1 protein-coding gene is annotated in these 284 nt (G+C 70.8%); it reads right to left on the bottom strand.

What is annotated here, in order from left to right; all coding sequences use genetic code 11:
* Window positions 1–284, bottom strand: a 284-nt coding sequence (locus ACLI50_RS22610; protein WP_411414682.1) for an FGGY-family carbohydrate kinase, incomplete at both ends; no start/stop codon positions are given.

Here is a 284-nt window from a genome sequence, read left to right as displayed (position 1 = left end):
GAGCCAGAAGCCCGGCACCATGCCTTCGAAATACGGGCCCCAGACGCCAGGCACAAAGCAGGGATCGACCGTCGTTGCCATGATGCACGCCGACGTCCCCATGATGTAGGCCAATCGCTGGCAGACATCGACCTCGGCGCCGGAGCCATCGCGGCCGCCGATCGCGCCGACGCCGCCGGCATGGGCATCGATCAGCGAGGCGCCGACCGCGGTTCCCGGCAGCAGGCCGAGATCGCGCGCCGCATCCGCCGACAGTCCGCGGCCAAGCGGCGAACCGGGCGGCA

It is taken from the genome of Chryseobacterium cupriresistens, from assembly GCF_046614675.1.
Lineage (GTDB): Bacteria > Bacteroidota > Bacteroidia > Flavobacteriales > Weeksellaceae > Chryseobacterium > Chryseobacterium cupriresistens.
Note: the sequence above shows the minus strand (reverse complement) of the source record. Positions and strands in the feature narration are given on the sequence as shown.